Genomic DNA, 26,707 nt, shown 5'->3' on the forward strand with positions numbered 1-26,707 from the left:
GTCAGCGGACGAAGGTGCTCGCCTGCCCCGCCAGGTCCAGGAAGTACTGCGGGGCCAGGCCCAGGACCAGGGTGACCGCGACGCCCACCGCGATCGTGGTCATCGTCAGCGGCGAGGGAACCGCCACCGTCGGGCCGTCGGCCTTCGGCTCGCTGAAGAACATCAGGACGATCACCCGGATGTAGAAGAACGCGGCGATCGCGGACGACAGGACACCGATCACGACCAGCACCCCGGCGCCGCTCTCCGCCGCCGCCTTGAACACCGCGAACTTGCCGGTGAAGCCGGAGGTCAGCGGAATACCCGCGAAGGCGAGCAGGAACACCGCGAAGACGGCCGCCGTCAGCGGTGAACGCCGGCCGAGACCGGCCCACTTGGACAGGTGCGTGGCCTCGCCGCCCGCGTCACGCACCAGCGTGACCACCGCGAAGGCGCCGATCGTCACGAAGGAGTACGCCCCCAGGTAGAAGAGGACGGACTGGACGCCCTGCGCCGAGGTCGCGATCACACCGGCCAGGATGAAGCCGGCGTGCGCGATCGAGGAGTAGGCCAGCAGCCGCTTGACGTCCGTCTGGGTCACGGCGATCACCGCGCCCGCCAGCATCGTGACGATGGCGACCGCCCACATCACCGGACGCCAGTCCCAACGCAGCCCCGGCAGGACCACGTACAGCAGGCGCAGGAGGGCGCCGAAGGCGGCCACCTTGGTCGCCGCCGCCATGAAACCGGTGACCGGGGTCGGGGCGCCCTGGTAGACGTCCGGGGTCCACATGTGGAAGGGGACCGCGCCGACCTTGAAGAGCAGGCCCATCAGGATCAGCGCGCCACCGATCAGCAGCAGCGCGTCGTTGCCCATGGTGGAGGCCAGCGCCGGATCGATCTTCGCGACCGTGCCGTCGACGACATCGGCGATCACCGCGTACGAGACCGAGCCCGCGTACCCGTAGAGCAGTGCGATGCCGAAGAGGAGGAAAGCGGAGGAGAAGGCACCCAGGAGGAAGTACTTCACCGCGGCCTCCTGCGACATCAGCCGCTGGCGGCGGGCGAGGGCGCAGAGCAGGTACAGCGGGAGGGAGAACACCTCGAGGGCGATGAACAGCGTCAGCAGGTCGTTCGCCGCCGGGAAGATCAGCATGCCGGCGATCGCGAACAGGGCCAGCGGGAAGACCTCGGTGGTGGTGAAGCCCGCCTTGACGGCCGCCTTCTCGCTGTCGCTCCCCGGTACGGACGCCGCCTGGGCGGCGAAGGAGTCCACCCGGTTGCCGTGCGCCGCGGGGTCCAGGCGCCGTTCGGCGAAGGTGAAGACCGCGACGATCGAGGCCAGCAGGATGGTGCCCTGCAGGAAGAGCGCCGGGCCGTCCACGGCGATGGCGCCCATCGCGGCGATGTGCGCCTTGCCCGAGCCGTACCCGCCGGCCGCGAGGCCGACGACCGCGGCGAAGGCCGAGGCCAGCGCGGCGACGGCGAGGAACACCTGGACGTAGTAGCGGGCCTTGCGAGGCACGAAGGCCTCGACGAGGATCCCGAGCACCGCCGCACCCACCACGATCAGCGTGGGCGCGAGCTGTGCGTACTCGATGGTCGGTGCCGGGATCCGGTCGGCCGGTGTCTCGGCCGCCAGTGTCCACAGGCTGTGGGCGGAAGCCAGCGTGCTCACTTCGCCACCTCCCCGTTCTTCGCTTCGACGTCGACCTCGGGCTGCGGGTCCGTCTGCTTCACGTCCGACATGGTGTGCTCCACCGCCGGGTTGACGATGTCGGTGAGCACCTTCGGGTAGACGCCCAGCCCGATCAGCAGGGCGATCAGCGGGGCGACCACCAGTACCTCCCGCAGGCGCAGGTCCGGCATGGTGCGGACCTCCTCCTTCACGGGGCCGGTCATGGTGCGCTGGTAGAGCACCAGCGTGTAGAGGGCGGCGAGCACGATGCCGGTGGTGGCGATGATGCCGACGACCGGGTACCGGGCGAACGTGCCGACCAGGACCAGGAATTCACTGACGAAGGGCGCGAGGCCCGGCAGCGAGAGGGTGGCGAGGCCACCGATCAGGAAGGTGCCGGCGAGGACCGGGGCCACCTTCTGCACACCGCCGTAGTCGGCGATGAGCCGCGAGCCGCGCCGCGAGATCAGGAACCCGGCCACCAGCATCAGCGCCGCCGTCGACAGGCCGTGGTTGACCATGTAGAGGGTGGCGCCGGACTGACCCTGGGAGGTCATCGCGAAGATGCCCAGGATGATGAAGCCGAAGTGCGAGATCGAGGCGTAGGCGACCAGCCGCTTGATGTCCCGCTGGCCGACCGCGACCAGCGCGCCGTAGACGATGCTGATCAGGGCCAGGACGAGGATCACCGGCGTGGCCCACTTGCTGGCGTCGGGGAAGAGCCCGAGGCAGAAGCGGAGCATCGCGAAGGTGCCGACCTTGTCGACGACCGCCGTGATCAATACGGCGACCGGGGCGGTGGACTCGCCCATCGCGTTCGGCAGCCAGGTGTGCAGCGGCCAGAGCGGGGCCTTCACCGCGAAGGCGAAGAAGAAGCCCAGGAACAGCAGCCGTTCGGTGTTGGTCGACATGTCGAGCGTGCCCGCGGCCCGGGCGGCGGTGATCTCCTGGAGGGAGAAGTTCCCGGCGACCACGTAGAGGCCGATGACGGCCGCCAGCATGATCAGGCCGCCGACCAGGTTGTAGAGGAGGAACTTGACCGCCGCGTACGAGCGCTGCGTGGCCGCGTTCTCCTCGGAGCCGTCCGCCGCGGCAGCGGCTGATCGGGAGGAAGTGGCCCCGTCCCCGAAGCCGCCGATGAGGAAGTACATCGGGATGAGCATGGCTTCGAAGAAGATGTAGAAGAGGAAGACGTCGGTGGCCTCGAAAGAGATGATCACCATCGCCTCGACCATAAGGATCAGGGCGAAGAATCCCTGGGTCGGCCGCCAGCGCCGGCTCTTCGTCTCCAACGGGTCGGCGTCATGCCAGCCTGCAAGGATGATGAACGGCATCAGGAGCGCGGTGAGCCCGATGAGCACCACCCCGATCCCGTCCACGCCCAGCTCGTAGCGGACGCCGAAGTCGGCGATCCAGGGCCGGGATTCGGTGAGCTGGTAGCGGTCACCGGTCGGGTCGAACCGGATCGCGACGAGCACGGCCAGGGCCAGTGTCGCCAGCGAGAAGAGCAGCGCGAGCCACTTGGCGGCGGTCCTACGGGCGGCCGGGACGGCCGCCGTCAGGATCGCACCGACCGCGGGGACCGCGGCCGTCACCGTCAGAAGCGGGAAACTCATTTCACACCGCCCTCATCAGCAGGGTCGCGGCGATGAGAACCACCGTGCCCCCGAACATCGAGACCGCGTAGCTGCGGGCGTAGCCGTTCTGCAGCTTGCGCAGGCGGCCCGAGAGCCCGCCGACCGAGGCGGCCGTCCCGTTGACCACCCCGTCGACCACGCTGTGGTCGAGGTACACGAGCGAGCGGGTCAGGTGTTCCCCGCCGCGCACCAGCACGACGTGGTTGAAGTCGTCCTGGTAGAGGTCCTTGCGGGCCGCCCGGGTGAGGAGCGAGCCGCGCGGGGCGACGACCGGGACGGGCCTGCGGCCGTACATGGCCCAGGCGATGCCGACGCCGACGAGGAGCATCACCATGGTGGCGGCGGTCACGGTCATGGCACTGACCGGCGGGTTGCCGTGCGAGTACCCCGTGACGGGCTCCAGCCACTTCAGGAAGCGCTCGCCGATCTCGAAGAAGGCGCCGGCGAAGACCGAGCCGAAGGCCAGGATGACCATGGGGACGGTCATGGACTTCGGGGACTCGTGCGGGTGCGGCGGATGCCCTTCGTCATCCGGCTGCCAGCGCTTTTCGCCGAAGAAGGTGAGGAGCATGACGCGGGTCATGTAGAAGGCGGTGATGCCCGCGCCCAGCAGGGTCACGCCGCCGAGGATCCAGCCCTCGGTGCCGCCCTTCGCGAAGGCCGCCTCGATGATCATGTCCTTGGAGAAGAAGCCCGACAGACCCGGGAAGCCGATGATGGCCAGGTACCCGAGGCCGAAGGTCACGAAGGTGACCGGCATGTACGTGCGCAGACCGCCGTACTTGCGCATGTCGACCTCGTCGTTCATCCCGTGCATCACGGAACCCGCGCCGAGGAAGAGGCCGGCCTTGAAGAAGCCGTGCGTCACCAGGTGCATGATCGCGAAGACGTAGCCGATGGGGCCGAGGCCGGCGGCGAGGATCATGTAGCCGATCTGCGACATCGTCGAGCCCGCCAGGGCCTTCTTGATGTCGTCCTTCGCGCAACCGACGATCGCACCGAAGAGCAGCGTGACCGCGCCCACGACGGTGACCACCAACTGGGCGTCCGGCGCCCCGTTGAAGACGGTGGCCGAGCGGACGATCAGGTACACGCCCGCGGTCACCATGGTGGCCGCGTGGATCAGGGCCGAGACCGGGGTCGGGCCCTCCATCGCGTCCCCGAGCCAGGACTGCAGCGGGACCTGCGCCGACTTGCCACAGGCGGCCAGCAGCAGCATCAGCCCGATGGCGGTGAGCTTGCCCTCCGAGGCCTCCCCCACCGCGCCGAACACCGGCCCGAAGGCGAAGGTCCCGAAGGTGGTGAACATCAGCATGATCGCGATCGACAGCCCGATGTCGCCGACGCGGTTGACCAGGAAGGCCTTCTTCGCGGCGGTGGCCGCGCTGGGCTTGTGCTGCCAGAAACCGATCAGGAGGTAGGAAGCGAGGCCCACGCCCTCCCAGCCGAAGTACAGCAGCAGGTAGTTGTCGGCGAGGACCAGCAACAGCATGGCCGCGACGAACAGGTTGAGGTAGCCGAAGAAGCGACGGCGGCGCTCGTCGTGCTCCATGTACCCGATCGAGTACACGTGGATGAGCGTGCCCACGCCGGAGATCAGCAGGACGAAGGTCATCGACAGCTGGTCCAGCTGGAAGGCCATGTCCGCCTGGAATCCCTCGACGGGGATCCAGGTGTACAGCTTCTGGGTCAGGGTACGGTCCTCGGCCGTGCGCCCCAGCATGTCGGCGAACAGGGCGACGCCGATCCCGAAGGAGACGGCCGCGAGCAGGGTGCCGATCCAGTGACCGACCTTGTCGAGGCGCCGGCCGCCGCAGAGCAGCACCACCGCTCCGAGCAGGGGCGCCGCGATCAGCAGCGCAATCAGGTTCTCCACAGCGACCCCTTACAGCTTCATCAGGCTGGCGTCGTCGACCGAGGCCGAGTGGCGGGTACGGAACAGCGACACGATGATCGCCAGGCCGACCACGACCTCCGCGGCGGCGACGACCATCGTGAAGAACGCGATGATCTGGCCGTCGAGATTGCCGTGCATCCGGGAGAACGCGACGAAGGCGAGGTTGCAGGCGTTGAGCATCAGCTCGACGCACATGAACAGCACGATCGCGTTCTTGCGGATCAGGACCCCGGTGGCACCGATGGTGAACAGCAGGGCGGCCAGGTACAGGTAGTTGACCGGATTCACTTCGAGGCCTCCTCACGGCCGAGGCGCTCCGAGGAGGCCTGCTCCAGTGCCTTGAGGTCGTCGAGCGCCTGGCCGGCGACGTCCCGGATCTGGCCCCGGGCGCGCAGCGTGCGGTTGACGGTGAGCTCGGACGGGGTGCCGTCCGGCAGCAGACCGGCGACGTCCACCGCGTTGTGCCGGGCGTAGACGCCGGGCGCGGGCAGCGGCGGGAGCTGGACGCCCTCGCGGACCCGCTTCTCGGCGAGTTCGCGCTGGGTGGCGGCCCGTTCGGTGCGCTCGCGGTGGGTGAGCACCATCGCGCCGACGGCCGCGGTGATCAGCAGCGCGCCGGTGATCTCGAAGGCGAAGACGTACTTGGTGAAGATCAGCTGCGCCAGGCCCTCGATGTGCCCGCCGGAGTTGACCCGGCCGAGCCCGTTGAAGTGGGTGAGCCCGGCGTTGGCGATGCCGGCGATCAGCAGGATGCCGAAGCCGAGGGCGCACAGGGCGGCCATCCAGCGCTGCCCCTTGATGGTCTCCTTCAGGGAGTCGGCGGCGGTGACGCCGACGAGCATGACCACGAAGAGGAAGAGCATCATGATCGCGCCGGTGTAGACGATGACCTGGACGACGCCCAGGAAGTACGCCCCGTTGGCGAGGTAGAAGACGGCCAGGATGATCATCGTCCCGGCCAGGCTGAGGGCGCTGTGCACGGCCTTCTTCATCAGGATCGTGGCCAGTGCGCCGATGACGGCGACCGTGCCGAGGATCCAGAACTGGATCGCCTCGCCCGTGGAGGTCATGGTCGCGGAGGCGGCGAGGGCGCTCATCCCGGCGCTCATGCGTCGACCCCCTCGGACGGCCCGTTCTCCGGGGCGACCTCGCCCTTGGACACGGCGACCTGCCGGACGGTGCCCGGGGCGGCCCCGGTCACCAGTCCGCGGTAGTAGTCGGTGTCGTCCGTGCCGGGGAAGATCGAGTGCGGTGCCTCGACCATGCCCTCGGTCAGACCGGAGAGCAGCTGCTCCTTGGTGTAGATGAGCGATTCGCGGCTGCTGTCGGCCAGTTCGAACTCGTTCGTCATGGTCAGTGCCCTCGTCGGGCACGCCTCGACGCACAGCCCGCACAGGATGCAGCGGGCGTAGTTGATCTGGTAGACGCGGCCGTACCGCTCACCCGGGGAGTAGCGCTCCTCCTCGGTGTTGTCCGCGCCCTCCACATAGATGGCGTCGGCGGGACAGGCCCAGGCACACAGCTCGCAGCCGATGCACTTCTCCAGACCGTCGGGGTGCCGGTTGAGCTGATGCCGTCCGTGGAAGCGCGGTGCGGTCGTCTTCTGCTGTTCCGGGTACTGCTCGGTGAGGCGCTTCTTGAACATGGCCTTGAAGGTCACGCCGAAGCCCGCCACCGGGTTCTGCCACTTCTCGTCGGACATCTCTCAAGCCTCCTCTCGGTCACTGTCAGTATTCGTCCCGCCACTGACAATCAGCTCCCGCTCGGTGCGGGACCGTCGGCGCGGTACGGGTGCCAGGTGCTGGCCGGGCTTGGGCGGTACGGGGAATCCGCCCGCCAGCGGGTCGAAGGGCTCGGCGTCGTGCGCCGCCTCGGCGGCCGCCGTCTTCTCCCGCTTGTCGCGGAAGAGGTCCGCGACGAAGGAGAGGAGCAGGATCGCCACGACGCCGCCGCCGACGTACAGGACGATCTCGCCGAAGTCGTACGCCTCGTTGCGCAGCGCCCGGACGGTGGCCACCAGCATCAGCCAGACCACCGAGACGGGGATCAGGACCTTCCAGCCGAGCTTCATCAGCTGGTCGTAGCGCACGCGGGGCAGCGTGCCGCGCAGCCAGATGAAGAAGAACAGCAACAGCTGCACCTTGAGGACGAACCAGAGCATCGGCCACCAGCCGTGGTTCGCGCCCTCCCAGAAGGAGCTGATCGGGTACGGGGCCCGCCAGCCGCCCAGGAAGAGGGTGACCGAGACCGCCGAGACGGTGACCATGTTGACGTACTCGGCCAGCATGAACAGCGCGAACTTGATGGACGAGTACTCGGTGTTGAAGCCGCCGACCAGGTCGCCCTCGGACTCCGGCATGTCGAAGGGGGCGCGGTTGGTCTCGCCGACCATCGTGACGACGTAGATGATGAAGGACACCGGCAGCAGGATGATGAACCAGCGGTCGGCTTGTGCCTCGACGATCGCCGAGGTCGACATCGACCCGGAGTAGAGGAAGACCGAGGCGAAGGCCGCGCCCATCGCGATCTCGTAGGAGATCATCTGGGCGCAGGAGCGCAGGCCGCCGAGGAGCGGGTAGGTCGAGCCGGAGGACCAGCCCGCCAGCACGATGCCGTAGATGCCGACCGAGGCCACCGCGAGGATGTAGAGCATCGCGATGGGCAGGTCGGTCAGCTGCATCGAGGTGCGCTGGCCGAAGATGGAGACCTGGTCGTCGGCGGGCCCGAAGGGGATCACCGCGATGGCCATGAAGGCCGGGATCGCCGCGATGATCGGGGCCAGGACGTAGATGACCTTGTCGGCCCGCTTGACGATCAGGTCTTCCTTGAGCATCAGCTTCACGCCGTCGGCGAGCGACTGGAGCATGCCCCAGGGGCCGTGCCGGTTCGGGCCGATGCGCAGCTGCATCCAGGCGACGACCTTGCGCTCCCACACGATGGAGAAGAGCACCGTCACCATCAGGAAGGCGAAGCAGAACACCGCCTTGAGGAGGACGAGCCACCAGACGTCATTGCCGAACACGGACAGGTCCTCGGCAGCGAGTTGAACGGTGTTCACGCGCCCACCTCCGCAGTGGTGTCGCCTGCGCCGGCCGGGGTCGCCGGGCCGATGCGTACGAGGGTGCCCGGGCGGGCGCCGGCATCGGCGAGGACGCCGGAGCCGGTGGAGTTCAGCGGGAGCCAGACCACGCGGTCGGGCATCTCGGTGATCCGGAGCGGCAGTTCCACGGAGCCGGCCGGGCCGGTGACCGCGAGGACGTCACCGTCCTTGACGCCGGTCTCGGCGGCCGTGGCGGCCGACAGTCGGGCGCTCGCCTCGTGCCGCGTGCCGGCCAGGGCGTCGTCGCCCTCCTGCAGCCGGCCGAGGTCCAGCAGCAGCCGGTGGCCCGCGAGGACCGCCTCGCCGATGCCGGGGCGGGGCTGGGGCACGGTGTCCGCGCTCTGGGCGGCGGCCCGCTCCCCGGCCCACGGGCCGAGCCGGTCGATCTCCCGGCGTACGGCGTGCACGTCGGGCAGTGCGATCGGCCGGTCGGCGGCGTCGGCCAGCATGTGCAGCACGCGGGCGTCGGCCGGGGCGAGCCGGCGGGTCATCTGGTCGGGCTTGAGAGCGGCCTCGAACGGCCTGACGCGGCCCTCCCAGTTGATGAACGCGCCGGCCTTCTCGGCCACCGCGGCGACCGGGAGGACCACGTCCGCGTGGTCGGTGACCTCGCTGGGCCGCAGCTCCAGGGAGACCACGAAGGCCTCCTGGAGGGCGGTCCGGGCGCGGGCCGGGTCCGGCAGGTCGGTGACCTCGACGCCCGCGATCAGCAGGGCCGAGAGTTCCCGGGTCGCCGCGGCCTCGACGATCTGGCCGGTGTCGCGGCCGTAGCGGTGTGGGAGTTCGTCCAGGCCCCAGGCGGTGGCGACCTCGTCGCGGGCCCGCGGGTCGGTGGCGGGGCGGCCGCCCGGCAGCAGGGACGGCAGCGCGCCCGCCTCGACGGCGGCCCGCTCACCGGCCCGGCGCGGGATCCACACCAGGGTGGCCCCGGTGACGCCGGCGGCCCGTACGGCCGCGGTCAGCGCGCCCGGCACCCCGGCGAGGCGCTCCCCGACGAGGATGACCGCGCCGGGCAGGCGCAGGGCCTCGGCCGCTTCGGCACCCCCGGTCTCCAGGCCGGTCCGGGAGGCCAGGGCGTCGAGCCACTCGGGCTCGGTGCCGGGGGCGGCGGCCAGCAGGGTGCCGCCGGCCTTGTCCAGGCCGCGGGTGGCGAAGGGGGCGACGGAGAAGGTCCGCTGCTTGTGCTTGCGGTGGGCCTTGCGCAGCCGCAGGAAGACCCCCGGGGCCTCCTCCTCGGCCTCGATGCCGACGAGCAGCACCGCCGGGGCCGCCTCCAGGGCGGTGTACGAGAGCCACCGGCCGCCGAGGTCGACCCCGTACCCGGCGACCTCCGAGGCCAGGAACTCGGCCTCCTCGGCGCTGTGCACGCGGGCCCGGAAGTCGATGTCGTTGGTGTCGAGCACCACCCGCGCGAACTTGGCGTACGCGTAGGCGTCCTCGACGGGGAGCCGGCCGCCGGTCAGCACCCCGGCCCGGCCGCGCGCGGCGGCCAGTCCGTTCGCCGCGGCCTCCAGGGCCTCGGGCCAGCTCGCCGGGGCGAGGACCCCGTCGGAGCCGCGCACCAGCGGGGTGGTCAGCCGGTCCGGGCGCTGCGCGTAGCGGAACCCGAAGCGGCCCTTGTCGCAGAGCCACTCCTCGTTGACCTCGGGGTCCTCGGCGGCGAGCCGGCGCAGCACCTTGCCGCGGCGGTGGTCGGTGCGGGTCGCGCAGCCGCCCGCGCAGTGCTCGCACACGCTCGGGGAGGAGACGAGGTCGAAGGGGCGGGAGCGGAACCGGTAGGCGGCCGAGGTGAGGGCGCCGACCGGGCAGATCTGGATGGTGTTGCCGGAGAAGTACGACTCGAAGGGGTCGCCCTCACCGGTGCCGACCTGCTGGAGCGCGCCGCGTTCCAGCAGCTCGATCATCGGGTCGCCGGCGATCTCGTTGGAGAAGCGGGTGCAGCGCGCGCACAGCACGCACCGCTCGCGGTCCAGCAGCACCTGGGTGGAGATCGGGACGGGCTTCTCGTAGGTGCGCTTCTTGCCCTCGAACCGCGATTCGGCGTTGCCGTGCGACATCGCCTGGTTCTGCAGCGGGCACTCGCCGCCCTTGTCGCAGACCGGGCAGTCCAGCGGGTGGTTGATGAGCAGCAGCTCCATCACCCCGCGCTGGGACTTGTCGGCGACCTCGGAGGTCAGCTGGGTCTTGACGACCATGCCGTCGGTGCAGGTGATCGTGCAGGAGGCCATCGGCTTGCGCTGGCCCTCGACCTCCACGATGCACTGGCGGCAGGCGCCGGCCGGGGAGAGGAGGGGGTGGTCGCAGAACCGGGGGATCTCGATGCCGAGCTGCTCGGCGGCCCGGATGACGAGGGTGCCCTTGGGCACGGACAGTTCGACCCCGTCGATGGTCAGCGAGACGGTGTTCTCGGGTGGAACCGCCGCTCCGCCCCCGGAGGCCGCTGGAGTGGTGACGGTCATGCGTTCACCTCCGTGTCGGCCCAGAGGGTCGACTTCCTGGGGTCGAAGGGGCAGCCCTTGCCCGTGATGTGCTGCTCGTACTCCTCGCGGAAGTACTTGAGCGAGGAGAAGATCGGGCTGGCCGCGCCGTCGCCGAGCGCGCAGAAGGACTTGCCGTTGATGTTGTCGGCGATGTCGTTCAGCTTGTCGAGGTCGGACATGACGCCCAGGCCGGCCTCGATGTCGCGGAGCAGTTGGACCAGCCAGTAGGTGCCTTCGCGGCACGGGGTGCACTTGCCGCAGGACTCGTGGGCGTAGAACTCGGTCCACCGGGTCACGGCTCGCACCACGCACGTCGTCTCGTCGAAGCACTGGAGGGCCTTGGTGCCGAGCATCGAGCCGGCGGCGCCCACGCCCTCGTAGTCGAGCGGGACGTCGAGATGCTCGTCGGTGAACATCGGGGTGGAGGAGCCGCCCGGGGTCCAGAACTTCAGCCGGTGCCCGGGGCGCATGCCGCCGCTCATGTCGAGGAGCTGGCGCAGGGTGATGCCGAGCGGGGCCTCGTACTGACCGGGGCCGACGACGTGCCCGGAGAGCGAGTACAGCGTGAAGCCGGGGGACTTCTCGGTCCCCATGGACTTGAACCAGTCCTTGCCCTTGTTCAGGATCGCGGGAACCGAGGCGATCGACTCCACGTTGTTCACGACAGTGGGGCACGCGTAGAGCCCCTCGACCGCCGGGAAGGGGGGACGCAGCCGGGGCTGGCCGCGCCGTCCTTCGAGGGAGTCGAGCAGCGCCGTCTCCTCGCCGCAGATGTAGGCGCCCGCGCCCGCGTGCACCGTGATGTCGAGGTTGCGCCCGGTGCCGTCGATGTCCTTGCCGAGGTATCCGGCCGCGTACGCCTCGCGCACGGCTTCGTGCAGGCGCCGCAGGACGGGCACCGTCTCGCCGCGCAGGTAGATGAAGGCGTGCTCCGAGCGGATCGCGTAGCAGGCGATGATCATTCCCTCGATGAGGGAGTGCGGGTTGGCGAAGAGGAGGGGGATGTCCTTGCAGGTTCCCGGTTCCGACTCGTCCGCGTTGACCACGAGGTAGTGCGGCTTACCGTCGCCCTGCGGGATGAACTGCCACTTCATCCCGGTGGGGAAGCCCGCGCCGCCGCGGCCGCGCAGGCCCGAGTCCTTCACGTAGGCGATGAGGTCGTCCGGGGTCATCGCGAGGGCCTTGCGCAGGCCCTCGTACCCTTCGTGGCGCCGGTAGGTCTCCAGCGTCCACGACCGCGGCTCGTCCCAGAAGGCGGACAGCACGGGGGCGAGGAGCTTCTCCGGGCTGGTCCCTCCCCCGGTCTCCGGGTGGGAGGTGCCCCCATTGCCGCCGTTGCTCAGTTCGGAAGACACCGACATCACTCCCCTCCCTCGGTGGTGGCCTCGCCGCGCGGGTGGACGATCGGGGTGTGCGCGGACTCGCCGCGCGCGATGCGCAGCCCGATCAGGGAGGCGGGGCCGGCGCCGCCGGTCGCCTCGACCGCGCCCTCGCGCTCGTCCGGGAAGCCGGCCAGGATCCGGGCGGTCTCCTTGTACGTGCACAGCGGCGCGCCCCGGGTCGGCGAGACCTCGCGGCCGGCCAGCAGGTCGTCGACCATGGCCTTGGCGGACTGGGGGGTCTGGTTGTCGAAGAACTCCCAGTTGACCATCACCACGGGGGCGAAGTCGCAGGCCGCGTTGCACTCGATGTGTTCGAGGGTGATCTTGCCGTCGGGGGTGGTCTCGTTGTTGCCGACGCCGAGGTGCTCCTTGAGCTCCTCGAAGATGGCGTCGCCGCCCATCACCGCGCACAGGGTGTTCGTGCAGACGCCGACCTGGTAGTCGCCGGAGGGCCTCCGCCGGTACATCGTGTAGAAGGTCGCCACGGCCGTGACCTCGGCGGTGGTCAGGCCCAGCACCTCGGCGCAGAAGCGGATGCCGGTGCGCGAGACGTGGCCCTCGACGGACTGGGTCAGGTGCAGCAGCGGCAGCAGCGCGGAGCGGCTGTCGGGGTAGCGCGCGATGACTTCCTTGGCGTCGGCTTCGAGGCGTTCGCGTACCTCCGCCGGAAAGTCGGGGGCGGGCAGCTGGGGCATGCCCAGCGAGACCCCTTGGTTCGAAGGACTGGCGGTCATCGGTCGACGCCTCCCATCACGGGGTCGATGGAGGCGACGGCGACGATGACGTCGGCGACCTGGCCGCCCTCGCACATCGCGGCCATGGCCTGCAGGTTGGTGAAGGACGGGTCGCGGAAGTGGACCCGGTAGGGACGGGTGCCACCGTCGGAGACGACGTGCACGCCGAGCTCGCCCTTGGGGGACTCGACGGCCGCGTACGCCTGGCCGGCCGGCACCCGGAAGCCCTCGGTCACCAGCTTGAAGTGGTGGATGAGGGCCTCCATGGAGGTGCCCATGATGTTCCGGATGTGGTCGAGCGAGTTGCCGAGACCGTCCGGGCCCATCGCGAGCTGCGCCGGCCAGGCGATCTTCTTGTCGGCGACCATCACCGGTCCCGGCTCCAGGCGCTCCAGGCACTGCTCGACGATCCGCAGCGACTGGCGCATCTCCTCCAGTCGGATCAGGAACCGCCCGTACGAGTCGCAGCTCTCGGTGGTCGGCACGTCGAACTCGTAGTTCTCGTAGCCGCAGTACGGGTCCGACTTGCGCAGGTCGTGCGGTAGGCCGGCGGAGCGCAGGATCGGGCCGGTGGCGCCGAGCGCCATGCAGCCGGTGAGGTCGAGGTGGCCGACGTCCTGCATGCGGGCCTTGAAGATGGGGTTGCCGGTGGCGAGCTTGTCGTACTCCGGCAGGTTCTTCTTCATGGTCTTGACGAACTCGCGCAGCTGGTCGACGGCGCCCGGGGGCAGGTCCTGCGCGAGGCCGCCGGGGCGGACGAACGCGTGGTTCATGCGCAGTCCGGTGATCAGCTCGAAGATGTCGAGGATCAGCTCGCGGTCGCGGAAGCCGTAGATCATGATCGTGGTCGCGCCCAGCTCCATACCGCCGGTGGCGATGCACACCAGGTGGGAGGAGAGCCGGTTCAGTTCCATCAGCAGGACGCGGACGACGGTGGCGCGGTCCGGGATCTGGTCGGTGATGCCGAGGAGCTTCTCGACGCCGAGGCAGTACGCCGTCTCGTTGAAGAACGGCGTCAGGTAGTCCATGCGCGTCACGAAGGTGGTGCCCTGCGTCCAGTTCCGGAATTCGAGGTTCTTCTCGATGCCGGTGTGCAGGTAGCCGATGCCGCAGCGGGCCTCGGTGACCGTCTCCCCGTCGATCTCCAGGATCAGGCGCAGCACTCCGTGGGTCGACGGGTGCTGGGGACCCATGTTGACGACGATCCGCTCGTCGTCGGCCTTGGCGGCGGACTGGACGATCTCGTCCCAGTCGCCTCCGGTGACGGTGTAGACGGTGCCCTCGGTCGTCTCGCGGGAGGACGCGTGGTTCGAGGTGTTGGACATCAGCTGTACGACCTCCGCTGGTCGGGAGCCGGAATCTGGGCGCCCTTGTACTCGACGGGGATGCCGCCGAGCGGGTAGTCCTTGCGCTGCGGGAAGCCCTGCCAGTCGTCCGGCATCATGATCCGGGTGAGGGCCGGGTGCCCGTCGAAGATCAGGCCGAAGAAGTCGTACGTCTCGCGCTCGTGCCAGTCGTTGGTCGGGTAGACGGCGACGAGCGAGGGGACGTGCGGGTCGCTGTCCGGGACGGACACCTCCAGCCGCAGGATCCGCCCGTGCGTGAGCGAGCGCAGGTGGTAGACGGCGTGCAGCTCGCGGCCCTTGTCCCCGGGGAAGTGCACGCCGGAGACGCCGGTGCAGAGCTCGAAGCGCAGGGCCGGATCGTCGCGCAGGGTCCGGGCGACCCGGACGAGGTGCTCGCGGGCGATGTGGAAGGTGAGCTCGCCCCGGTCGACCACCGTCTTCTCGATGGCGTTCCCGGGGACCAGGTCCTGCTCCTCCAGGGCGCCTTCGAGCTCGTCGGCCACCTCGTCGAAGTAGGAGCCGTAGGGCCTGCTCGTCGCGCCGGGCAGGGCCACGGTCCGCACCAGGCCGCCGTAGCCGCTGGTGTCCCCGCCGCCCGCGGCACCGAACATGCCCTTGCGGACACCGATGACCTCGGGGCCCTGGTCGCGCGGCGCAGGGACGTTGCTGCCGTTGCTGCCGTTCTCCGGCTCTTGGGTCTCGCTCACCGGAGCAGCCCCTTCATCTCGATGGTGGGGAGGGCCTTGAGGGCCGCCTCCTCCGCCTCACGGGCCGCTTCTTCCCGGTTCACGCCGAGCTTTCCGCCCTGGATCTTCTGGTGGAGCTTGAGGATCGCGTCCATCAGCATCTCGGGGCGGGGCGGGCAGCCGGGCAGGTAGATGTCCACCGGGACGATGTGGTCGACGCCCTGGACGATCGCGTAGTTGTTGAACATTCCGCCCGAAGACGCACAAACCCCCATGGAGATGACCCATTTGGGAGCGGGCATCTGGTCGTACACCTGCCGCAGCACCGGCGCCATCTTCTGGCTGACCCGCCCGGCCACGATCATCAGATCGGCCTGGCGCGGGGAGCCGCGGAAGACCTCCATGCCGAAGCGGGCCAGGTCGTACCGGCCCGCTCCGGTGGTCATCATCTCGATGGCGCAGCAGGCCAGACCGAAGGTGGCCGGGAAGACGGACGACTTGCGCACCCATCCCGCGGCCTGTTCGACGGTGGTCAGCAGAAAGCCGCTCGGCAGCTTCTCTTCCAGTCCCATGGAAAATTCAGCCCCTCAGTCCCATTCCAGGCCGCCGCGGCGCCACACGTAGGCGTAGGCGACGAAGACGGTGAGCACGAAGAGCAGCATCTCGACGAGCCCGAAGATCCCCAGGGAGTCGAAGGTGACGGCCCAGGGGTAGAGGAAGACAACCTCGATGTCGAAGACGATGAAGAGCATCGCCGTCAGGTAGTACTTGATGGGGAAGCGGCCACCACCGGCCGGCATCGGCGTCGGCTCGATGCCGCACTCGTAGGCTTCCAGCTTCGCCCGGTTGTACCGTTTTGGACCGATCAGCGTGGCCATGACCACGGAGAAGATCGCAAACCCTGCGCCGAGGGCGCCGAGCACGAGGATGGGCGCGTACGCATTCACGCTCCTCGCTCCTTCCAGTCGTCCTTGACCGTTGGACCGCTGCCGGCGCCACGCGAACCGCCTCGCGAAGATCACGCTCCCGATCAAGCGCTTGCATGTGAGGCAGTTCACAAGCCGGACTGGTGCGCATCTTATGCCTGCTCGTCTGTGATCTGCGACACGGGTTGCAACACCGAGTTTGTGATCTCCACCACCTGACGAACGATCATGAAGCCCGATGAGTGGTGATCTTCATACGCGAAGCATCCACATGATCACCAAAGGTGACATCCGAGCCCGTTACCGCAGGTAGAAGGGTGCTTGCCCTATCAAACGATTCCCCGTGCAGGCAAATTGGCAACGAGAGTGCGGGGGTGATAAAGGGATCGGCGTCGCCCGGTCGGGGGACACTGCGCGTACCCAGGTGGACACGAGGCGGACACGAGGGGATCGGGGTGAATGAGGGGGCCGGCGAGGGGGCAGACGCCGGACGGACGGAAGCTTCCGACGACCGCGCACGGGACGACGCGAGTGCGTGCATCCGTTCACGAACCTCTCGGCACGTTCACAGGAAGGTCACGGGAGGAGCACAGCGTCCGCATGGCGTGACATTGCTGTGACCTGCGCCACTCTGAATCCAGCCTTCCGAAAGAGGGCTTGGCCATCTGTGCGGAGTGATGGTAGGTCAGGGATCAATTAGGACTTAATTCCGAAACCCCATGATCACAGCCTTGTGAGGGCCTGTCCGATTCGCCCGTTACGGCGTCAATAAGAAGCCGGACGCGCCCGGTTCGCGCCCTTCTCACGCAACTGTGGCGCAACCCACGTTTCTTGAAGGGAACCCGGACGCCCTGATAGCGGTTGTCCTCATGTCCCACACCGCTCACATACCCAGCCACCGGAAGCCCCGCCGCAGCGCCTCGAAGCTCGCGGTCCGCGCCGGAGTTGCCGGTGGCGTCCTCAGCACCCTCGCCATGGCCGGCACCGCGAGCGCGTCCCCGTCCGCCGAGCCCGTGGCCGAGACGACGCTCGAAATGCCGGTCCTCAACCTGGACCTGGGCGCCGACGTCTCCACCGCCGTCACCGTGGCCGCCGAGAACACCCGCCTCGCGGCCGTCGAGGGCGAACTGACCGCCCAGGAGGAGAGCGCCCGTACCGGCGCCGCCGCCGAGGCGAAGCAGGCCAAGGAAGAGGCCCAGAAGAAGGCCGACGCCGAGAAGGCCGAGAAGACGGCGAAGGAAGAGGCCGTCCGCAAGGCCGAGGCCGAGCGCTCCAGCCGCAGCGGCTCCTCCGAGCGCACGACGCTGAAGAGCACCGCCGCCCCGCAGGGCTCCGGCACCGTCTCCGCCCCGGCCACCGGCTCCGCTGCGGCCATCGTCAACTTCGCCCGCGCGCAGGTCGGCAAGGCGTACGTGATGGGCGGCACCGGCCCGTCCTCGTTCGACTGCTCCGGTCTCGTGCAGGCCGCCTACCGCCAGGCCGGCATCTCCCTGCCGCGCATGTCCCAGGCGCAGTCCTCGGCCGGCACCTCCGTGTCGCTGAGCGCCCTGCAGCCGGGCGACATCCTGTACTGGGGCTCCAAGGGCAGCGCGTACCACGTCGCCATCTACGTCGGCGGCGGCAAGTTCGTCGGCGCGCAGAACCCCAGCACCGGCATCGTCGAGCGCAACCTCAGCTACGACAAGCCGACGGGCGCCGTCCGCGTCCTCTGAGCACGGCTCAGTTCACGGCAGCAGGGCCGGTACTCCCCCGCTCGGGGGTGGAGTACCGGCCCTGGGGCCGTTCTTCGTGGTTCCCGGGCCGCCAGGGGGCGTCCGGGGGTCGTACTCAGCCCAGTGAGGCCGCCAGCTCGAAGCGGGCCTCCCGCTGCCTCTTGTAGAGCGCGAGCGTCTCGGCGTGCTCCTCGACGAGCCGCTCCTGGTAGGCCTTCTCCACCGCGCCCCAGATGCCGACGAGGTTCACCTCGCGCTTGCACGCGACATCGGCCTTGGCCGCCGTCACGGCCTTCGGGCCGCCCTTGTCGCCCTCCAGGCCCAGCTTCTCCACGACGTCGTACGGCGAAGCGATCCCGGCGTATCCCGACTTGTCCATGCATGACGCCCACTTCGAGACGGCGTCGACGACCCGGGAGTCCTGCCGGGAGCGGTCGTGCGCCTCCGAGGCGAGCCCGAACGTGAACAGCAGGTCCACGCTGCCCTCGGTCGGGGCGTACAGCTTGCGGTACGCCTCCCGCCCGCACCCGCCCGCCGGCACCTTCTGCCCGGCCGCCGTCAGACCGCTGTCCACGCGCGCGGCCTCCTCCTCGGTGGCGGCGTCGGGAGTCGTGCCGCCCTGGGCCCCGGGCCGCTCGCCGTTCATCACGACGTACGCGCTGTCGCTCAGCGGTGGCGGGGCGGGCTTCGCCACCTCCCCCTCGCCCGCGGACCTGTCGTAGCCGTGGGCCGCCGCGTACGCCGGATCGGCCAGGCCGAAGAGGTACGCGTGCCGGTCCTCGGCCCCGGCGCCCGGGGCCTCGGCCGAACGCACGCCCTCGTAGGTGAACCCGTACCGGGCCATGCACCGGGAGACCAGGGCCTGCTGGACCTGACCCATCCGGATCCGTTCGGCCTCGGTGTCCGTGTACGCGTCCATGGGGAGGGCCAGCGTCGCCGTCGACGGGTTCACCTCGACGGGACCGAGCTCCGGTTCACCGCCTTCCGGATCGCCCGTCGTCCCGGCGCAGCCGGCCAGGAGGACGGTCGCCAGCAGGGCGGCGGCCCGGACTGCGGGCCGGCTGCGCCGGGAGCTGTTCATCGCGTGGAACTCCTTCTGCCGGATCCGGATTACGGGTGGAGGGTGTACTTGGCCGAGCTGATCTTGTTCTTGAAGTTGGCCGAGGCGTTGCCCGCGTAGTTCGACGGGATCTCTCCGACGTTGCCGCCCAGATCCTTGTCCGTGCCGACCTTCCAGGCATAGACGTCCCGGTTCCGGTAGGACTCGGTGGTGTCGTTGATCCAGTTCCCGCTGGCCGAACAGGAACCCTGGTACTTGTCGTCGCTGAAGTTCACGTCACTCGTCGCCAGGTCGAAGACACAACCCGACTGGTTCTGCCAGTAGAAAAGCCCGAATTCCTGGTTCTCCAGATTTCCGTCGCGCCCCCAGGCGGCGGCCGGACCCGTGGCTCCCAGCAGAATGGCACCGGCCGAAACGACGGCGATGCAACCGGCCGACAGCTTGCGCATTGCGTTGTCCATCACGCTTACCTCACTCTTCGGGTGGAAATCGGGGTGTTCGGGGCGGACCGGAGGTGGCGCATTTCCGCCCGGCGGGGATTCAACAGCGCACCGCCGGGCCGTTCAAGGCTTTTCTCAGCTGATGGGCAGTCATCTCTCTTGTCCGATACACAACTTGTCCCGACCGGCCAGGGGTACCTACTATCTGGCGCGCGCTCCCCCACCCGTCAAACGGATGCGCATAATCCACTCCTCCGCCGCAAGGGAAGCCCGTCGTGCACACAAGGCATATGACTCCGCTCCTTCTTCTGTGCATTTCACTGACGGGATGCGCGGGCGGCGACAAAGAACCTGTGGCGAGCGACAGTCCGCCGCCCACCGCTGAGGAAATCGCCTACTACGACTGCCTGAAGAAGCAGGGCGTGGCGATCGTTTATACGGACTACGGCGCTCCGCGCGAGGACAAGTCGAAGCCCTGGAACGACGCGGCGCACAAGACCTGCGCGCCGATGCTGCCGCCCCCGCCGAAGCCCCAGCCGGCCACGCCCGCCCAGCTCGCCGCCGCGCGGAAGGAGTCCGCGTGCCTGCGGGCCGAAGGCATCTCCTGGTACCCGGACCCGGACCCGGTCACCGCCCAGATCGACGACCGCAAGGGCACCCCGGAACAGTGGAGCTCGCTCAAGCGCGACCGCCTCGACGCGTTGAAGAAATGTCGGCCGGACGGATGAGCGGAGCCGAACCGGTCGTGGAGCCCGCCGAGGCGCCGGCCGCTTCCGAGGAGGACCGCGGTGGACTCGCGCGCGGGCGGCGCGTGGTGCTCGCGATCGTCGGCGGGTCGGCGCTGATGGCGGTCGGCGGACTGCTCGCGACCACCCTGGTGAAGTCCCCCGCGCAGCTGGCCGCGGAGAGCGGCCCGCCCGCGCAGGGGGTCCTGACCGCGGACGTCGAGCGGCGGGTGCTCGCGCAGACCGTGGTCATGCGCGGGACGGTGGTCGCCGACCAGAGCGTCGCCGTGGCCCCGCAGGGGGTGCGCTCCGGCGAGGGGACCGGCGCGGCCCTGGTGACCAAACTGCCGCTGAAGGCCGGAGATCCGGTCACGGCGGGCCGGCTGATCGCCGAGGTGTCCGGTCGGCCGGTGTTCACCCTGCACGGGGCGCAGCCGATGTACCGCGATCTGCGGCCCGGAGCCACCGGCGACGACGTCGCGCAGCTGCAACAGGCGCTGCGCGAGCTCGGGCACGGCACCGGCGGCGACGCGAAGGGCGTCTTCGGGGCCGGTACGAAGGCAGCGCTCGCCGCCCGCTACCGGGCCATCGGGTACGAGCCGCTGCCCGCGGTCGCCGACGGGGGCGCGGCCCTGAAGGCGGCGCGGGAGGCCGTACGGTCCGCGACCTGGGCCGTGGAGGACGCGAGCGGCCCCACCGGCGTCGTGGGCGGGCCCGCGGAGGCCGGACCCGGTGGCAAGGGCGGAGCCACGCCGGGCCCCGGCGCGTCGGCGAGCCCGGGCCCCGGTCCCGGATTCGGGTCAGCTGTCGCGCCCGGTGCCGCGCCCGGTCGGGAGCTCGCGCGGGCTCGGCAGTCCCTCGGCGAGGCCCGGGCCGCGCTCGCGGCGGCCGAAGCCGCCGAGGGGCCGATGCTCCCCACGGCCGAGGTCGTGTTCCTCAGCTCCCTCCCGGCCCGCGTCAGCTCCGTCGGCGCCCGCGCGGGCTCCCCCGTGTCCGGGCCGGTGCTCACGCTCTCCGCCGGGGAACTCGTCGTCGAGGCCTACCTCAAGGACGACAGGAGGCAGCTGCTGCGTGCCGGGATGACCGCGGTGATCTCCTCCGAGGTGTCCGGCACCGATGCCCGCGGCACGGTGGCGGTCGTCGCCACCGAGCGGTCCACCGCGCAGCCCGCCGGTCCCGGGCCGCAGCAGGACCCGGGCCAGAACCCCAAGGGCGGCGCGAACGGCGGCCCGGGCGGCGGCGCCGACCTCGGCTACCGGATGGTGGTCCGGGCCGACCGGCCGCTGCCCGCCGGCTTCGCCGGGCAGGACGTCCGGCTGACCGTCGAGTCCGCCGCCACCGACGGCGAGGCGCTCGTCGTCCCGGTCACCGCCGTCTCGGCGGGCGCGGACGGACGTACGGTCGTCACCGCCGTGTCCTCCGAAGGCACCCAGCGGCGCATCGAGGTGCGGACCGGCACCAGCGGCGACGGCTACGTCGCCGTCACCCCCGCCCGGGCGGGCGCCCTCGGCGTCGGGACCAAAGTGGTGATCGGGGTCGCCCCCCGGGACACCGTGGACAACACCCGGGAGAGCCGGAGGAAGACCGGGTGAGACTCCTGCCCCGGCGATCCCGGCGATCCCGGCAGCTCGCGGGACCCACGGAACCCACGGCCCCCGTCGACGACAACGCCGACAACGCCGACAGCCCCGTGATCGAACTCCGCGGAGTCGGTCTCACCTACCCCGGGCCGCCGCCCGTCGAGGCCCTGCACCCCTGCGACCTGACCGTCCGGCGCGGCGAGTTCCTCACCGTCGTCGGCCCGTCCGGCTCCGGGAAGTCCACCTTCCTCAACGTCGCCGGACTGCTCGACTCCCCCACCAGCGGCCGGTACCTCCTCGACGGGATCGACACCGCCGCCCTCCACGACCGGGAGCGCACCGCCCTGCGCGGCCGCCGGATCGGCTTCGTCTTCCAGTCCTTCCACCTCCTGCCCCACCGGTCCGCCCTGGAGAACGTCACGCTCGCCATGCTCTACACCGGAATCCCGCGCGCCCAGCGCCTCGTACGGGCCCGCGAGGCCCTCGCCCAGGTCGGTCTCGGGCACCGGGCCGGCGCCGTGCCCGGCCGGCTTTCGGGCGGCGAGCGCCAGCGGGTGGCGATCGCCCGCGCCCTGGTCGGGCGCCCTTCGCTGCTGTTGTGCGACGAGCCGACCGGCAATCTCGACTCCGTCAACGCCGATTCCGTGCTCGGGCTGCTGGACGAACTGCACGGAGCCGGGATGACCGTCCTCGTCATCACGCACGACCCCGAGGTGGCCCGCCGCGGCGCCCGGACCGTCACCATCCGCGACGGGTGGCTGGATCCGTGAGCGGCCTCACGCCCACCCGGCTGTCCGTGCGCGACGCCTTGGCCGAGGCCGTCGCCGGGATGCTGCGCCGCCCCGGCCGGGCCGTGCTCACCGCCCTCGGCACCGTCCTCGGCGTCGGCAGCTTCGTGGCCGTGCTCGGCCTCACCGCCACCATCTCCTCGCAGATCGACGCCAGGTTCGACGAGCTGACCGCCACCGAGGTCACCGTCGAGGACGTCGCCGGCCGGCAGGACGAGTTCGCCGGGTCCGGTTTCCCGGCCGACGCCGAGCGGCGGCTGCGCGCCGTCGCGGGCATCGAGCACGCCGGGGTGCTGTGGACGGTGCGGCTCGACCCGGGCACCGCCGTCGGGCCCCTGCCGGGCGGGGCCGGCGACCCGGCCACCGGCGCGGCGGTCGTCGCCGCCTCCCCCGGCGCCGTCGCCGCTCTCGTGCCGACGCTCCAGCAGGGGCGGCTCTACGACGACTTCGCCGAACGGGGCCACGAGCGCGTCGTCGTCATCGGCAGCGGGCTCGCCGCCCGCCTCGGCATCACCACCCTGGCCACCCGGCCCGCCCTCTACATCGGCCAGGAACCCTTCACCGTGGCGGGCATCGTCGCGGACCTGCGGCGCCGCCCCGAACACCTGATGTCGGTCCTCGTCCCGCGCACCACCGCCGAGCAGCTGTGGGGGCCGCCCGCGCCCGGCGGAGCGACCATGCTGATCTCCACCGAACTCGGCGCCGCCCGCCAGGTCGCCGCCCTCGCCCCGCTCGCGCTGCGCCCCGACCACCCCGATCACCTCAAGGCCGTCCCGCCGCCCGATCCCCGGATGCTGCGCTCCGGTGTCACCGCCGACCTGAGCGCGCTGTTCCTGCTGCTCGCCGGGATCTGCCTGGTCATCGGCGCGGTCGGGATCGCCAACACCACGCTGGTCGCCGTGCTGGAGCGGACCGGCGAGATCGGGCTGCGTCGGGCGCTCGGTGCCCGGGGGCGGCACGTCCGGGCCCAGTTCCTCACCGAGTCCGCGGCCCTGGGGGCCCTCGGCGGCCTGGTCGGGACCTCGTTGGGCGAGCTGACCGTGGTCGCCGTGGCCCTCGCCCGGGACTGGACCCCGGTGATCCATCCGGTCACGGTCGCCGCCGCCCCGCTCGCCGGCCTGGTCACCGGGCTGCTGGCCGGGCTGTATCCCGCCTGGCGGGCGGCCCGTGTCGAACCGGCCGAGGCCCTGCGAAGATAGCGGCAGCGCGCGCCTGACCGTCAGGGCCGACCCGACCCGCCCGGAGGTGGTGGTCCTGTGAACCCGAAGCCGTACGACTCCCGGGGCGCCGGCGACCCCACCGCGGTCCCGGCCGCGCTCGGGCTCGCTCTGCTCGCGGTGGGTGGCTGGCTGTTGACCACCGCCCGCCCCTGGCATAAACCCGGCCACCCGCTCACGCTGGGCCTCGGCTGGACCGCGTCCGGGGCGCTGCTGGTGTGCGGGCTGGTCCTGCTGGCCAGGTGCGTCCGTACGGTCCACGGCCGGCCGGACCCGTACGAGGTCCTGGCCGAGGCCCCGCCCGCAACCTCGGACGCGGACGTGCCCGCACCCACCGAGGCGGGCACGGGCACGGACGACTGAGGAGGCGGCTCAGGCCTTCGGGGCCACCTTCGAGAGGCCGTTGATGATGCGGTCCATCGCGTCGCCGCCCGTCGGGTCGGTCAGGTTGGCCAGCATCTTCAGGGTGAACCGCATCAGCACCGGGTGGGTCAGACCGCGCTGGGCGGCGATCTTCATGACCTTCGGGTTGCCGATGAGCTTCACGAAGGCGCGGCCGAGGGTGTAGTAGCCGCCGTAGGTCTCCTTGAGCACCTTCGGGTAGTTGTGCAGCGCGAGCTCGCGCTGGGCCGGGGTGGCGCGCGCCTGGGCCTGCACGATGACGTCGGCCGCGATCTGGCCCGACTCCATGGCGTACGCGATGCCCTCGCCGTTGAACGGGTTGACGAGCCCGCCCGCGTCGCCGACCAGCAGCAGGCCCTTGGTGTAGTGCGGCTGCCGGTTGAAGGCCATCGGCAGGGCCGCGCCGCGGATCGGCTGCGTCATGTTCTCGGGGGTGTAGCCCCAGTCCTCCGGCATGGAGGCGCACCAGGCCTTGAGGACCTCGCGCCAGTCCAGCTCCTTGAAGGCGGAGGAGGAGTTGAGGATGCCGAGGCCGACGTTGGAGGTGCCGTCGCCCATGCCGAAGATCCAGCCGTAGCCGGGCAGCAGCCGGTCCTGCGCGCCGCGCCGGTCCCACAGCTCCAGCCAGGACTCCAGGTAGTCGTCGTCGTGGCGCGGCGAGGTGAAGTACGTGCGCACGGCCACGCCCATCGGGCGGTCCTCGCGCCGGTGCAGGCCCATGGCCAGGGACAGCCGGGAGGAGTTGCCGTCGGCCGCGACGACCAGCGGGGCGTGGAAGGTGACCGGGGTCTTCTCCTCGCCCAGCTTCGCGTGCACGCCGGTGATGTGACCGGTGCGCGCGTCGCGCACCGGCTCGCCGACGGTGCAGCGCTCGTACAGCCGCGCACCGGCCTTCTGCGCCTGGCGGGCCAGGGTCTCGTCGAAGTCGTCGCGCTTGCGGACGAGTCCGTAGTCCGGGTAGGAGGCGAGTTCCGGCCAATCGAGCTGGAGCCGCTGCCCGCCGCCGATGATGCGCAGACCCTTGTTCCGCAGCCAGCCGGCCTCTTCGGAGATGTCGATGCCCATCGCCACGAGCTGCTTGGTGGCGCGCGGGGTCAACCCGTCGCCACAGACCTTCTCGCGCGGGAACGCCGTCTTCTCCAGCAGCAGGACGTCCAATCCGGCCTTGGCGAGGTAGTAGGCGGTGGTCGAGCCGGCGGGCCCGGCCCCGACGACGATCACGTCCGCGGAGTGTTCGGAGAGGAGCTCGGTCACTGCGGGATCTCCCGAAGGCTCGATAAAGGGTGCCCAACGGCACCGGACATGTGCAGTCTATGCAGCGAGAGAGATCACGATCCGAAGGGTGCCTCCGATGACCACCTCGCCGACCCGGCCGCTTCCCTCCGTACAGCTCCGCGTGCCCACGGACGAGGACGCGCACGCCTGGCACGCGACCTTCGCCGACGCCGACGTCATGGAGTTCCTGGGAGGTCCCGCGGAGCTGTCCGCGTACGAGGAGCTGTCCGCGCGCCAGCGCATGCACGACGCCCAGCTCGGCTACTGCCTGTGGACCCTGCTGGACGCGGACGGCGCGGTGATCGGCTTCACCGGCGCCCAGCCGTGGCCCCGGGAGAAGGGCTGGGGGCCGGTCGGCGAGATCGAGATCGGCTGGCGGCTGGGCCGCTCCGCGTGGGGCCAGGGGTACGCGTACGCCGCCGCGCTGGCCACGCTGGACCGGGTCCGCGCGGCCGGTGTCCCGGAGGTGGTGGCGATGATCGACGCCCGGAACGCGCGTTCGGTGGCGGTGGCGGAGCGTCTGGGCATGACCCTGGCCGAGGAGTTCACCACCCCGGGCGGCAATCCCGCCCGCCGCTACGTCCTGGCCCTCTGATCCGGTGACCGCCGACGGCCCTTCCGGACGTGCGCCGTCCGACGCCCCCTCCACCACCGTCGGGTCCCCCGCTGTCGGACGACTGATCACGGGGCTTTCCCTGTGGTGGACGGCCGTTCCCGTGGTCTTCGTGGCGCAGGCGTTCCTCGGGGCCGCGGGCGTCCGCGGCCCGCTGGGCGACGGCCTCGTCCTCGTGATGCTGTGGGCGTGCGTCGGCGGGATCCTGCTCGCGCCCGCCCTCGGCTACGCGGTGGCCCGGGCCACCGGGCACGCGCGGGCCCGTAAGCGATTCGCCACCATGGGCGCCCTGTCGCTGGGCTTCTGTCTGCTCGTCGCCCTTTTCTGGCAGTTCGCCATGGAATGCGCCCCGGGAGACCCCGCCTGCTCCTGAGCCGGTGGGCCCGATCCGGTGCCGTGCCGAAAGACGTTCTCCCTGTGTTCCCCGTGGGTTATGGTCCTCGGCCATGGGCGAGTTGCTGTTGATCAGGCACGGCGAGACCGCGTGGAGCCGGATCGGCCGGCATGCCGGCCGCACCGACCTGCCGCTGACCGAGGCGGGGGAGGAAGCGGCGCGCGCGCTCGCGCCCAGGCTGGCCGCAAGGAAGTTCGCGGCCGTCTACAGCAGCCCGCTGACCCGAGCCGTTCGGACGGCCGAGCTGGCGGGGCTGAGCGGCGCGGAGCCCGACGTCGACCTGATCGAGTGGGACTACGGTCGCTACGAGGGGCTGACCGCCGAGCAGATCCAGGAGCTCGTGCCGGGCTGGGAGTTGTGGCGCGACGGCGTCGAGGTCGGCGAGGACCTCGGGCACGTGACCGTGCGGGTCGACGCCTTCCTCGGCCGGGTCCGACCCGTGCTGGACGAGGGTGACGTGGCCGTTGTCGCGCACGGCCACCTGTCACGCATCCTCACCGCGCGCTGGCTCGGGCTCGACGCGTCAGCCGCACGGCAGTTCGGACACCCGCATCCCGGGACGATCAATACATTGGGTCACGAACAGGGGCTACCGGTGGTTCTCGGGTGGAACGTGCCGTAGGGACGGGTTGTCCACGCCCCGCTCCGCCCTCCGA

The 26,707-nt window shown here is 70.6% G+C and carries 26 protein-coding genes; 9 read left to right on the forward strand and 17 right to left on the reverse strand.

Annotated elements, in window-relative coordinates:
* Position 1: 1 nt before the first annotated feature.
* The 14 genes from nuoN to ACGFYY_RS20365 are packed head-to-tail and all read right to left on the reverse strand — an operon-like array spanning position 2 to position 15,866.
* On the reverse strand, positions 2–1,657 hold the full coding sequence (nuoN, locus tag ACGFYY_RS20300; protein WP_393711020.1) for an NADH-quinone oxidoreductase subunit NuoN: 1,656 nt from the start codon (positions 1,655–1,657) through the stop codon (positions 2–4).
* The gene (locus ACGFYY_RS20305; RefSeq protein WP_393711022.1) at positions 1,654–3,273 is read right to left on the reverse strand and encodes an NADH-quinone oxidoreductase subunit M; all 1,620 of its coding nucleotides are present in this window, start codon (positions 3,271–3,273) and stop codon (positions 1,654–1,656) included. The genes nuoN and ACGFYY_RS20305 overlap by 4 nt, the downstream gene beginning before the upstream one ends.
* A 1-nt stretch (position 3,274) precedes the next feature.
* Positions 3,275–5,170, reverse strand: coding sequence for an NADH-quinone oxidoreductase subunit L (gene nuoL, locus ACGFYY_RS20310; RefSeq protein WP_393711025.1), 1,896 nt, complete (start codon positions 5,168–5,170; stop codon positions 3,275–3,277).
* 9 nt (positions 5,171–5,179) lie between these two features.
* On the reverse strand, positions 5,180–5,479 hold the full coding sequence (nuoK, locus tag ACGFYY_RS20315; protein WP_030653455.1) for an NADH-quinone oxidoreductase subunit NuoK: 300 nt from the start codon (positions 5,477–5,479) through the stop codon (positions 5,180–5,182).
* Complete coding sequence (locus ACGFYY_RS20320) at positions 5,476–6,288, reverse strand: NADH-quinone oxidoreductase subunit J (protein WP_365276993.1); 813 nt, start codon at positions 6,286–6,288, stop codon at positions 5,476–5,478. The genes nuoK and ACGFYY_RS20320 overlap by 4 nt, the downstream gene beginning before the upstream one ends.
* A gap of 8 nt (positions 6,289–6,296) precedes the next feature.
* Positions 6,297–6,893, reverse strand: coding sequence for an NADH-quinone oxidoreductase subunit NuoI (gene nuoI, locus ACGFYY_RS20325; protein WP_365276977.1), 597 nt, complete (start codon positions 6,891–6,893; stop codon positions 6,297–6,299).
* 3 nt (positions 6,894–6,896) lie between these two features.
* Complete coding sequence (nuoH, locus tag ACGFYY_RS20330) at positions 6,897–8,249, reverse strand: NADH-quinone oxidoreductase subunit NuoH (protein WP_393711028.1); 1,353 nt, start codon at positions 8,247–8,249, stop codon at positions 6,897–6,899.
* The gene (locus ACGFYY_RS20335; RefSeq protein ID WP_393711030.1) at positions 8,246–10,750 is read right to left on the reverse strand and encodes an NADH-quinone oxidoreductase subunit G; all 2,505 of its coding nucleotides are present in this window, start codon (positions 10,748–10,750) and stop codon (positions 8,246–8,248) included. The genes nuoH and ACGFYY_RS20335 overlap by 4 nt, the downstream gene beginning before the upstream one ends.
* Positions 10,747–12,132, reverse strand: a complete 1,386-nt coding sequence (gene nuoF / locus ACGFYY_RS20340; protein WP_393711032.1) for an NADH-quinone oxidoreductase subunit NuoF — start codon at positions 12,130–12,132, stop codon at positions 10,747–10,749. Before nuoF ends, ACGFYY_RS20335 begins: the two co-directional genes overlap by 4 nt.
* Positions 12,132–12,887 carry an NADH-quinone oxidoreductase subunit NuoE gene (gene nuoE / locus ACGFYY_RS20345; RefSeq protein WP_393711035.1) on the reverse strand — a complete coding sequence of 252 codons (756 nt, stop codon included), beginning with the start codon at positions 12,885–12,887 and terminating at the stop codon, positions 12,132–12,134. The genes nuoF and nuoE overlap by 1 nt, the downstream gene beginning before the upstream one ends.
* Positions 12,884–14,212: an NADH-quinone oxidoreductase subunit D gene (locus tag ACGFYY_RS20350; protein ID WP_365276964.1), complete on the reverse strand. Its 1,329-nt coding sequence runs from the start codon at positions 14,210–14,212 to the stop codon at positions 12,884–12,886. Before ACGFYY_RS20350 ends, nuoE begins: the two co-directional genes overlap by 4 nt.
* Positions 14,212–14,940, reverse strand: coding sequence for an NADH-quinone oxidoreductase subunit C (locus ACGFYY_RS20355; protein ID WP_030758054.1), 729 nt, complete (start codon positions 14,938–14,940; stop codon positions 14,212–14,214). The genes ACGFYY_RS20350 and ACGFYY_RS20355 overlap by 1 nt, the downstream gene beginning before the upstream one ends.
* Positions 14,937–15,491 (reverse strand): NADH-quinone oxidoreductase subunit B family protein, encoded by a 555-nt coding sequence (locus ACGFYY_RS20360; RefSeq protein WP_030162005.1) that lies wholly within the window; start codon positions 15,489–15,491, stop codon positions 14,937–14,939. The genes ACGFYY_RS20355 and ACGFYY_RS20360 overlap by 4 nt, the downstream gene beginning before the upstream one ends.
* A 15-nt stretch (positions 15,492–15,506) precedes the next feature.
* A complete protein-coding gene (locus ACGFYY_RS20365) occupies positions 15,507–15,866 on the reverse strand; it encodes an NADH-quinone oxidoreductase subunit A (RefSeq protein WP_030010013.1) in 360 nt (119 codons plus the stop codon).
* Between the two features lie 848 nt (positions 15,867–16,714).
* On the opposite strand from ACGFYY_RS20365, the gene ACGFYY_RS20370 reads away from it, so the two are divergent.
* Complete coding sequence (locus tag ACGFYY_RS20370) at positions 16,715–17,557, forward strand: NlpC/P60 family protein (protein ID WP_365276961.1); 843 nt, start codon at positions 16,715–16,717, stop codon at positions 17,555–17,557.
* Positions 17,558–17,672: 115 nt separating this feature from the next.
* On the opposite strand, the gene ACGFYY_RS20375 is transcribed toward ACGFYY_RS20370, so the two are convergent.
* Positions 17,673–18,638 carry a hypothetical protein gene (locus tag ACGFYY_RS20375; RefSeq protein WP_393711039.1) on the reverse strand — a complete coding sequence of 322 codons (966 nt, stop codon included), beginning with the start codon at positions 18,636–18,638 and terminating at the stop codon, positions 17,673–17,675.
* Between the two features lie 29 nt (positions 18,639–18,667).
* On the reverse strand, positions 18,668–19,078 hold the full coding sequence (locus tag ACGFYY_RS20380; RefSeq protein WP_158820886.1) for a hypothetical protein: 411 nt from the start codon (positions 19,076–19,078) through the stop codon (positions 18,668–18,670).
* 332 nt (positions 19,079–19,410) lie between these two features.
* On the opposite strand from ACGFYY_RS20380, the gene ACGFYY_RS20385 reads away from it, so the two are divergent.
* Genes ACGFYY_RS20385 through ACGFYY_RS20405 form a run of 5 tightly spaced genes read left to right on the forward strand, consistent with a single transcriptional unit; the run spans position 19,411 to position 23,730 of the window.
* Positions 19,411–19,785 (forward strand): hypothetical protein, encoded by a 375-nt coding sequence (locus ACGFYY_RS20385; protein WP_393711042.1) that lies wholly within the window; start codon positions 19,411–19,413, stop codon positions 19,783–19,785.
* Positions 19,782–21,374, forward strand: coding sequence for a peptidoglycan-binding protein (locus ACGFYY_RS20390; protein WP_393711044.1), 1,593 nt, complete (start codon positions 19,782–19,784; stop codon positions 21,372–21,374). Before ACGFYY_RS20385 ends, ACGFYY_RS20390 begins: the two co-directional genes overlap by 4 nt.
* The gene (locus ACGFYY_RS20395) at positions 21,371–22,132 is read left to right on the forward strand and encodes an ABC transporter ATP-binding protein (RefSeq protein WP_393711046.1); all 762 of its coding nucleotides are present in this window, start codon (positions 21,371–21,373) and stop codon (positions 22,130–22,132) included. Before ACGFYY_RS20390 ends, ACGFYY_RS20395 begins: the two co-directional genes overlap by 4 nt.
* Positions 22,129–23,349, forward strand: a complete 1,221-nt coding sequence (locus ACGFYY_RS20400; RefSeq protein ID WP_393711048.1) for an ABC transporter permease — start codon at positions 22,129–22,131, stop codon at positions 23,347–23,349. The genes ACGFYY_RS20395 and ACGFYY_RS20400 overlap by 4 nt, the downstream gene beginning before the upstream one ends.
* A 57-nt stretch (positions 23,350–23,406) precedes the next feature.
* Positions 23,407–23,730, forward strand: a complete 324-nt coding sequence (locus ACGFYY_RS20405; RefSeq protein WP_393711050.1) for a hypothetical protein — start codon at positions 23,407–23,409, stop codon at positions 23,728–23,730.
* A gap of 9 nt (positions 23,731–23,739) precedes the next feature.
* Here ACGFYY_RS20405 and ACGFYY_RS20410 read toward each other — a convergent pair whose 3' ends face one another.
* Positions 23,740–25,023, reverse strand: coding sequence for a geranylgeranyl reductase family protein (locus ACGFYY_RS20410; RefSeq protein ID WP_030722345.1), 1,284 nt, complete (start codon positions 25,021–25,023; stop codon positions 23,740–23,742).
* 97 nt (positions 25,024–25,120) lie between these two features.
* On the opposite strand from ACGFYY_RS20410, the gene ACGFYY_RS20415 reads away from it, so the two are divergent.
* The 3 genes from ACGFYY_RS20415 (at position 25,121) to ACGFYY_RS20425 (ending at position 26,673) form a co-directional block, all read left to right on the forward strand.
* Complete coding sequence (locus tag ACGFYY_RS20415; RefSeq protein WP_365279447.1) at positions 25,121–25,639, forward strand: GNAT family N-acetyltransferase; 519 nt, start codon at positions 25,121–25,123, stop codon at positions 25,637–25,639.
* A 4-nt stretch (positions 25,640–25,643) separates the two neighbouring features.
* On the forward strand, positions 25,644–26,030 hold the full coding sequence (locus ACGFYY_RS20420) for a hypothetical protein (protein ID WP_393711053.1): 387 nt from the start codon (positions 25,644–25,646) through the stop codon (positions 26,028–26,030).
* A gap of 73 nt (positions 26,031–26,103) precedes the next feature.
* Entirely contained in the window at positions 26,104–26,673 is a 570-nt protein-coding gene (locus tag ACGFYY_RS20425) for a histidine phosphatase family protein (protein WP_393711055.1), read from the forward strand.
* Positions 26,674–26,707: the final 34 nt, after the last annotated feature.

The organism is Streptomyces sp. NPDC048331, from assembly GCF_043201215.1.
Taxonomy (GTDB): Bacteria; Actinomycetota; Actinomycetes; order Streptomycetales; family Streptomycetaceae; genus Streptomyces.